This window comes from Pseudorhodoplanes sp., from assembly GCF_050250235.1.
Lineage (GTDB): Bacteria > Pseudomonadota > Alphaproteobacteria > Rhizobiales > Xanthobacteraceae > Pseudorhodoplanes.
In genome coordinates this window covers 1-8,073 of the sequence record NZ_JBFWPA010000199.1, presented here as the reverse complement: position 1 = coordinate 8,073, position 8,073 = coordinate 1, and the positions used below count along the sequence as shown (strand labels likewise).

Here is an 8,073-nt window from a genome sequence, read left to right as displayed (position 1 = left end):
CGCTCGGCGCGGAGCTGACGTCGGCACCAGGCACAGTCGCGGCCATACGATAGGCCGTCTTGCCGTCACGGTCCTCGCGGGTGATCACGTGACCCTTCTTGCGCAGCCCAGTCAGGAAGGCGCGACAACTGTGCGGCTGCCATTCGGTCGTCTTGATCAGCTCCTCGATGGTCGCGCCCTTCTCGCGGCTGACCAGGCGCTTCACGGTATCCGCCTTGGTCTTGCTGCCAGCACCCGCTGGTTTTGAAGCTCTCGGTTTGTCGGTCATGTTCGGGTCTCCGGTGGCCCGGCCGGACCATTCCGGCCGTTGCACTGACCCGGGCCGCGGATCCTCAGGGATCGAGCGGCTTCACCCGGCGAGTCGCCGTTGCCACAGCAATGCTCCGAACCAATCGGAAGTCGAATGGAATGTGCGGCTCGAAAAGCTGGTTGTGGACTTCCGGCACCCGCTTCGCTTTCGTGCGCCGCAAGGAGGGACGACGTGGATAAAGACGCTGCGGAGCTTGTCGCCAGGCTTTGCACATTGGCCGGCACGATCATGGAGGACGTCTCGCCAATTGCGCTGACGAGGTCGGAAGACACCGCAGCCGTGATCGCCGAAGTGCGACAAGCTGGTAACGACATCCTGGCGCTGGCCGATGCCGCAGAGGCTGCGGCGAGACGCGGCTGATTTGTCTCGTAATGGCCGTTAGCTAACCGACCGCTTTCGGCTTTGCCGTCGCATTCAGATTCGGTTTCGGATATTGATAGTCGCCAGAATTGAGCACCGCTGACGATCGCAACGTCCAGCTGATCGAGATCACGCGTGTTCCAGCGTTGATCCGTCGAATCGATTCCATTACTCCGCCATGTGCGCTAAACACGGGGCGCCCGCGCAGCCTTAGACGCGCGGCGCAGGGGAATGAGTTGACGCCGAGTGCATCTGAATTGTCTGCGCTGACGCGCCTATTTTCTTCGGCTGTCTTCCAGGACATGGCGAAGAAGGGCCGCTCTGCGTTGTTCAAGCGGCTGCTGAACCAGACTCCTATTGCCCAAAGCTGCCGCCCGGATGCGACTGTCGGCGACGCGTTCGATTCGGCATTCAAGGTGCTGCGAGTTGCCGGGCTGCGCGATGAGTATGTCTATCGCGCCGCCGTCACCCAAAAGATCCTTATGGGCAAACATTCGCTGCGCACGGCTTCGATGCTCAACGAGTTTCGGGCAGGTCCGTGCAGGGCGGACCTGGTCATCCTCAACGGCACTGCCACGGTGTACGAGATCAAGTCGGAGCGGGATTCACTCGCCCGGCTCGTCAACCAGGTCGAGAATTACAAGCGCGTGTTCGCGAGCGTAAATATCATTGTTAGCGAGAGCCATGTCGACAGCGTGCGACGGGCCGTGCCGGGGGAAGTCGGCATCATGTGCCTGTCCAGCCGATATCGCCTCTCGGTGGTGCAAGACGCGCTGGACTGCCCGGAACGCATCTGTCCCGTTACCGTATTTGAATCGCTGCGCGCGGCCGAGGCCGCTGCCATCCTAAGGGCGCTCGACGTCGTCGTTCCTGACCTACCGAACACGCAGCGCCATCGCGCAATGCGCGAGCTGTTTGCCGAGCTCGAGCCGTGCGCAGTTCATCGCGAATTCGTTCGGACGTTGAAGCGGACGCGCAATCTCGCGCCGCTGAGCGATCTCGTCGACCAATTGCCGCAGTCGCTGCACGCCGCGGCGCTGTCGATACCGGTGCGCCGCGCCGATCATGGCCGGCTGGTCGGAGCTGTTGCGACGCCGCTCGATGCGACGATGGCCTGGGCGTAACGCCCATGTACCATCCGTATTTCCGCGGAAAACAGTTCGAGCTTATAACGATCCGCGAGACTGCCGTACTGATGGCAGGTGCAGACTTCGTGCCGATAATTGAGCCGGTAAAAGAGGCGCTCGGCGGGCTGGAGCGGACGCTGAAGGCAATCTGCGACGCCGGCGGCAGGGCAATCGTGATCGTCAATCCATACCATGGCGATCATCAGGAAGACGGCATTGGCATCACCAACCTGCTGCAGACCGACTATATTGGCAACGATGCCATCTCGGCCGGGATCTTGCTGCGCGCCGACATGACCCTGGCGGCCGCAATCGACGCTTATGAGGCGCACAAAGATCACAACCCGACCTTCGTGCATGCCGGCTTCACGTGGCAAAAGGGGCTTGCGGATTATCTTGGCGTCGATCTGGCAGCATCGCGTAATGTATTCATCGAGGAGCATGCGAATACCCTGTACCGCAAGCACTATGATGGCAGCACGCGCATCCTCGTGCGCGACGGGTTCAAGCGGCGGAAGAATTCCGAATATGGGAAGATCCCTTTCGAGGAATTTTCCGAGCTGCACCTGACCTACGCCGACATGAACATGGCGGGGTTCGGCGATTTTCTGATCGTCGGCGACAGCTATTCCGAGACCGGCGGCCCGGCCTATGCCGTTGCCATCCACCTCACCTTCATCGATCCCGAGAAGGACGATGTGATGTTCGTCTACCACTTCGTCTCGACGACGAATGATACGCCGACCGACCCTGCCGGCAAGTTTGCGCAGGCCCTTAAGAAGCTCATCGACAAGCTCGACAGCGGCACATCGAAGCTGCTCGAGACCGAGGCGATTCAGGAGTTTCGTGACCTTCATGCAAAGGGCCATTTCCCTGGCCTTGGTTATGTGAAGAAGCTCTCGATGATGCATCATATCGAGACGCTTGCGAACTATCTGAGCTGAGCCAGCCATGCCCAAGCGGCTATGCTGCCCGGAGTGTTTCGACGATCGTGGGCTGCGCGAACAGATCTTCCCATTCCTTGAACCCGAACACGGCACGTGCAGCTATTGCGGCAGGCATGACGTAGATCTGCTCGAGCCGCAGGCACTGGCGCCGTATTTCGAGCTGGTTGTTAATGTCTATGAGCTGAGCGAGCAGGGCCAGTCACTCGCGGAATGGATGAAGGAGGACTGGCAGCTCTTCCCTCACCCGGCGATGAACGTCGCGTCTGCCAAACAGCTGCTCGCCGACATTCTCGGCGATGGCGAGATCGTTCGAGCATCGTTCATTCCGTCGCCAAGCTACAAGAGCGAAGGCCTGGTGCAGTGGGAGACGCTGCGTGATGAGATGATGTACCGAAACCGCTGGTTTCTGGACATGAGCCTCGACACCGACCGCCTGCTCCAACTGCTCGACCATCTGCCCGCCATTGGCCTTCCGCGTACCTGGTATCGCGCGCGCATCCCTTCAGGCGATGAGACCTATGCAATTGACAAGATGGGAGCACCGCCCAAGCGCCTGGCTTCTCATGGCCGCGCCAATCCGGCCGGCATTCCTTATCTCTATTTGGGTTCGAAACCCGAGACCGCGGTGGCCGAGATCCGGCCGCATACTGGCGAAGTCGCATGCGTCGCCGATTTTGCCATACCAGAAATCCGGGCCGTCGACCTGCGCGACCCGCGCAAGCTAGTTTCGCCGTTCATTCTCGAAGATGCGAGTGCCATCGGGCAGCTGCGCGCTGACTTGCCGTTTCTGGAGCGGCTTGGCGAGGAGCTGACTCGGCCTGTGTTACCCTCAGGCGCGGCTATCGATTACATCCCGAGACAATATCTGTGTGAGTTTATCAAGAAAAGCGGGTTCGACGGCGTCGTCTATCGCAGCTCGGTGAGCGACGGTATCAACCTCGCGCTGTTCGAGCCCGAAAGTGCGACCGGTGGCGGGGTGGCGTTGTACAAGGTGTCGAAGGTCTCAGTCGAGGTGAAGGAAGCCTAAGCGCCTCAGACGTACCATGACCAGGCTGGCGGCACGGCCACAACCAAATTAGTCGAGCATGAAGGTCTCGCCGCCGAGGAAGCTCGCCGGCGCATCTGTCTGGCCGCCGTCGATGACCATGCCGGGCGCGTCAAGCTCGAGCTGGAGCAGAGCGATTGCGGACGACATCGCGCCCAAACGTGCGAGCTGGGCGATTACCAAAGCGGCAGTCGCTGCGCCGACGAACGGCACAGCAACACTCGCATCGACAAGGGGAACGACCCCGCACTGGCCGATTTCGCGCTCGAGTGCGGCATAGGCGGCTTGCTCCATCAGTCGATCGCGTCGCGGCGCGGGCGCGTGCTCAAGCCACAGCTTGTCGACCGGCGCGCCCGCAGCAATGACGCGGATCTGAAATCTCTCAAAGTCGGTCGCGCCATGCCCGATGCCGGCATCGATCACATAATCGAACCCATGGGCGGCGAGGACGCGCCTGGGCCGCACATCATCAAGGCCCATCAGCAAGATTGCAGGATCCTGCTCCGTTCGCCGAATGTCGCCAAGATGCCGGCGTTCAATGAGCCCCGTCGTCCATCTGCCATGATCAAGCCAGCGGGCTGCCACGCGAACCTTGCGCGCGCCTATGTCGCCAGCGCCCACCAACAGACTCGTCGGCTCGTTCTCGACCCCGATCCATTGATCATCCTGAAGCACGGCATAGCGCTCGCCGCGCAGCGGCAACGCGAGCAAACCCCAGACGAATGCCTGCCCAAGATGTCCGAGTCCGACCAGCCACAAACGCGTGGGGATGGTGCAACGCTTGGGACCGGTTCGATCGGGGCGCGCGGCACAAGCCGGTTCCCAAAGTGACACCGTGGCTTCCTGCGCGGAAATGCCACTCCGCACATGCGCAAAGATCTGCCGCACCGCCAGCGCCCCAGCAAACATGCCGGTGAGCGCCAACGCCGAGCTGCCTGTTTTCTCACCAAATAGGCGCGTGCCCGCGAGCCATCTATCCCACCAGGTCGAGACCTGCCAGCCGCGCCAACGCGTAGCGTCACCAATACGGATCAAGTGGGTTACGCCGCTGCCCATCGCGGAAATGACATCGGCGCCCAAGGTTTGGGCTGCCTCGCCGATCGTTGCTCCGGCGAGCAGAGGCTGAAGCAGAGGCACATCGAGACCAGCACCGACGAGCTGCACGCGGCCGAAGCACTTGCGCGCCGTGACAATTGCGGTGAGCGCAGCGGTCTGGCCGGCTGCGGTCGCGGCCTCCGTAGCGCCGAGCAGAATGCAGGGGCGAACGGCATCGAGTCGCGCTTCTGCGGCGGCAAAGGACGAAGCTAGGTTGGCGTCCGTCAGCGCCTTGGTGACCCGTGAACGAGCGACATGCGAGCTCATGCGCGGCCGTCGAGACGGACAAAACCAGAGCCCTTGGCAGAATGGTCAAGCCATCGACCTTCGCCGCAAAATTCGTAAATCCCGATCCGGCCGGGCTCCGGTGCATTGGCCGCGAAGTTCGGCAGGATCATCGCAATATGCCCTGCGCGTGGCATCACCGGATCGGCATGATCGGAATATGACTGGCGGCAGCTTCCAGGATGGACGTGAACATCGGCGACGACGCCATATCCGCGCTTGCGGCACAGCGCCCACAAGCGCGGCAGCGCGGTCTGGCGGATCGTCACCTCGCCGGTTTCAAGTGCGCGCGGATCGACATCGTCATAATAGACGAACTCGAGAATCCGGCTGCTACCGTCGCTAAGCCGCGTGCCCAGCAGATAGGCGCCGCTTTCCTGGCTGCAGCCGCGGGTCCGTCGCGCGAGTTCGGCAACCCCGCTGGTCCAAACCGCGCGATCGCAGCGCAGTCTAGGCGGCGGCCCTGCTATCCAGCCAAGAAGCTTGTTCAGAAGCGAGCGCATAAAGCTGCTCCATGATGAAGGTGAGTTCGCGGCGGGGATGCCAGGCGAGATCCGGGCGCAGCCGCGCCCAGTTGTTGTGGCCTGCCGCACCGCGCTGCCAGGGTCGGTAGATACCGCCATAGATGTTGCCGTGCTCGTGCCACTCCTTCAGAGCATCAACGATGCTGGGTGCCGCTTTGTCGGCTCCGAGCGGCGCGGGACGCGCGCCGAGCGCCAGATCCCAATGCTGCACGAACGGACCGATGGCCGGGAAACCGTCGCACCTTAATTGAAACTCCATCGGGCAGGTGCCGCCGAGCAGGCTCCGCCCGAATACCCGCACCTCGAAGAGCGGGAATTCGTAGCGCAGCACTGCCCAGCGTCCTTCTTCCGTCCCCGCGCAAAAGCTTGTCTTGCGCAGATGCGCTTCAAGGGTGGCTTGATCCCCGGGGACGTCGTCATCAGCCATTGGTGAAGTCCTTGAGCGTGAGGTCGACGACAAGGCGTCGGCTACCAGGCTTCGTGAACGACCCGATCGTACGATCGCGAGGCAGTGGCTCTTCCGCGCCCGGCAGGATCAGGTTGGCCTTGGCAGCAGCGGTCGGATCGAGATTATAGCCCTTCTTCCCGACTGCCCATTGCAGGACCTTGAACACCGTCGCTGAGGGGGCGAAGCGGTGATCCTTCTCCTGGTGCTCATAGCGCACCACCACGTCGAGCGCGCGGTGCGGGTGGGCAAGGAGCCGCAAGTGCCGGCGATCCTCAATGTTGCGATCGAGCGGCTCGTCCCGATCACGCTCGAAGATGTGCACGTGGGCTTCAAGGCCCAGTCGTGCGCGCACCTCGCCAAGCATATCGGAATTCCTGGGCACCGCGATCTCGACGATCTCATTCGAGTCCTCGCGTTCGACCTCAACACGCACCAGTTCATCCACGTCATTGCCTTTCATTGTCTTACTCCATAATCTCGTTCAATGATTCCACTGAACGCCTGTTAAAAAAATTAGCCGATGCGGCGGTACACAAATTCGACTCCGCCGCTGTCGGCCGCTCCTTCACTACGCAACAAGTACCCCTGCTCCCAGAGTTGCTTGAACTTGGTGCTCGCATTCGCAATCGAGATATTCGCCGCTTTCTCCGCAAATTCGGCAGCGCGAGCTTGCGGTCTGCCTAAAGCGAATTCGAGCGCCTCACGATTGCCCATGCTAGGCTGCCCCCCAATCACCTCTACTGAATTGCCGTTCCATATTGCCACCGGCATGTTCACATGCGCCGCGGCCAGATGGACATTGTAACGGATCTCAGCATCCTCGAGATCAACCAGACAAATACCCTTGGTACTCCGATAACGACGCATCAGTTCCACAATGGCCTCGGACGCAAATGAGGCATCGATCCTCTTCACTCCTTTCATTGACAGTCTGAACACCTGCTGCGCGGGACGCGACTCTACGAAAGTGACCAGTTTCTCGAGAACGACACGCCCTTGCGGCCGTCCCCAACCCGTACTGCCATCCATGTAATCCAGAAGGCGAATATGCCACCCGATTCCCGTTCAACGATCCTACTTAACCAGATATGCCGCGCCGTGTCAACTCAAATCGAGCGAAAAAGCGATATGGGTGCCCCAAAGCAACGGCAGCTCTTCCTGGGAATAAGCGGTATTGGGCCGATAGTGACCGTTGGCCGGCTTCAGCAACACGCGCTGACGCAGCAAGCGGACATCGAGATCGGCTTTGAAGCGGATCGCGCTATGAGCGCTCGCCATGAGCCCCAGACCGCGCTTGTCGTCATCGTGGCGGGAAATGCCCTCGCGGAAAATCTCCACCAGAAGATCCACTTCACTACTCGTCGCGAACGGCGAATCCTTGCGCACCAGCGCCGGCCTTAGACTATCTATGATCCCGATTCCGCTATCGGACACTGCCACCGTGACACGATTTCCCCGAGGATAGGTCTGGAGGGCAGCATATGCGTCAAGGGCTGTACCGCTGTGCTCGAAAACGTTCCCGATGAGCTCGCCAAAAATGTTAAAGATAGAATCTCCAATTTCCTTGACGTCGCCGCGGCACGCACAGCTGCGCTGCACCGCGTGTGCAAGGCGTGGGACGAGGTTCTGATCGGGTTCGCTCGACCGGCTGAAACGCTCGATCTCGACGAGCCCCCGGTTTCCGCCGCGATGGATCCTCGCGCCCGAGACGATCGGCCGCGTGGGGATCACGATCACCTCGCGCGAAAGATGATCGAAGAACCCCATGCGGTCCAGATAACCCCTGATCGCGTAGGCGCCCTCCGCAAACTCCAGCCGCAGCCGCTTTGTCATCGCAACGATCTGGTTACACAGGCTGAGCAGCCTGATCGCGACATCGATCATGAGCCGGCAGCCCACCGGAAAGCGGATGATGACGCTGGTAAAGCCGGC

At 61.1% G+C, this 8,073-nt stretch carries 11 protein-coding genes; 4 read left to right on the top strand and 7 right to left on the bottom strand.

The features are described 5' to 3' along the window. The coding region (locus AB7F49_RS36125; protein WP_428531741.1) for a DUF3489 domain-containing protein at positions 1-268 on the bottom strand (268 nt) is incomplete at its 3' end. 213 nt (positions 269-481) lie between these two features. Here AB7F49_RS36125 and AB7F49_RS36120 point away from each other — a divergent pair. From AB7F49_RS36120 to AB7F49_RS36105, 4 genes are all read left to right on the top strand, one after another. Further along, the gene (locus AB7F49_RS36120) at positions 482-670 is read left to right on the top strand and encodes a hypothetical protein (RefSeq protein ID WP_428531738.1); all 189 of its coding nucleotides are present in this window, start codon (positions 482-484) and stop codon (positions 668-670) included. Positions 671-759: 89 nt separating this feature from the next. Next, positions 760-1,794 carry a sce7726 family protein gene (locus AB7F49_RS36115; protein WP_428531735.1) on the top strand — a complete coding sequence of 345 codons (1,035 nt, stop codon included), beginning with the start codon at positions 760-762 and terminating at the stop codon, positions 1,792-1,794. 5 nt (positions 1,795-1,799) lie between these two features. Further along, complete coding sequence (locus tag AB7F49_RS36110; protein WP_428531732.1) at positions 1,800-2,741, top strand: sce7725 family protein; 942 nt, start codon at positions 1,800-1,802, stop codon at positions 2,739-2,741. 7 nt (positions 2,742-2,748) lie between these two features. After that, entirely contained in the window at positions 2,749-3,771 is a 1,023-nt protein-coding gene (locus tag AB7F49_RS36105) for an RES family NAD+ phosphorylase (protein ID WP_428531729.1), read from the top strand. A 48-nt stretch (positions 3,772-3,819) separates the two neighbouring features. Here AB7F49_RS36105 and AB7F49_RS36100 read toward each other — a convergent pair whose 3' ends face one another. The 6 genes from AB7F49_RS36100 to AB7F49_RS36075 form a co-directional block, all read right to left on the bottom strand. Then, positions 3,820-5,151, bottom strand: coding sequence for a hypothetical protein (locus tag AB7F49_RS36100; protein ID WP_428531726.1), 1,332 nt, complete (start codon positions 5,149-5,151; stop codon positions 3,820-3,822). Beyond that, positions 5,148-5,672, bottom strand: coding sequence for a hypothetical protein (locus AB7F49_RS36095; RefSeq protein WP_428531723.1), 525 nt, complete (start codon positions 5,670-5,672; stop codon positions 5,148-5,150). The genes AB7F49_RS36100 and AB7F49_RS36095 overlap by 4 nt, the downstream gene beginning before the upstream one ends. Next, positions 5,620-6,120 (bottom strand): DUF7665 family protein, encoded by a 501-nt coding sequence (locus AB7F49_RS36090; RefSeq protein ID WP_428531720.1) that lies wholly within the window; start codon positions 6,118-6,120, stop codon positions 5,620-5,622. Before AB7F49_RS36090 ends, AB7F49_RS36095 begins: the two co-directional genes overlap by 53 nt. Then, on the bottom strand, positions 6,113-6,601 hold the full coding sequence (locus AB7F49_RS36085) for a hypothetical protein (RefSeq protein WP_428531717.1): 489 nt from the start codon (positions 6,599-6,601) through the stop codon (positions 6,113-6,115). Before AB7F49_RS36085 ends, AB7F49_RS36090 begins: the two co-directional genes overlap by 8 nt. 53 nt (positions 6,602-6,654) lie before the next feature. Next, on the bottom strand, positions 6,655-7,170 hold the full coding sequence (locus tag AB7F49_RS36080) for a hypothetical protein (RefSeq protein WP_428531714.1): 516 nt from the start codon (positions 7,168-7,170) through the stop codon (positions 6,655-6,657). A 72-nt stretch (positions 7,171-7,242) separates the two neighbouring features. Next, complete coding sequence (locus AB7F49_RS36075) at positions 7,243-8,025, bottom strand: hypothetical protein (protein WP_428531711.1); 783 nt, start codon at positions 8,023-8,025, stop codon at positions 7,243-7,245. Positions 8,026-8,073 lie beyond the last annotated feature (48 nt).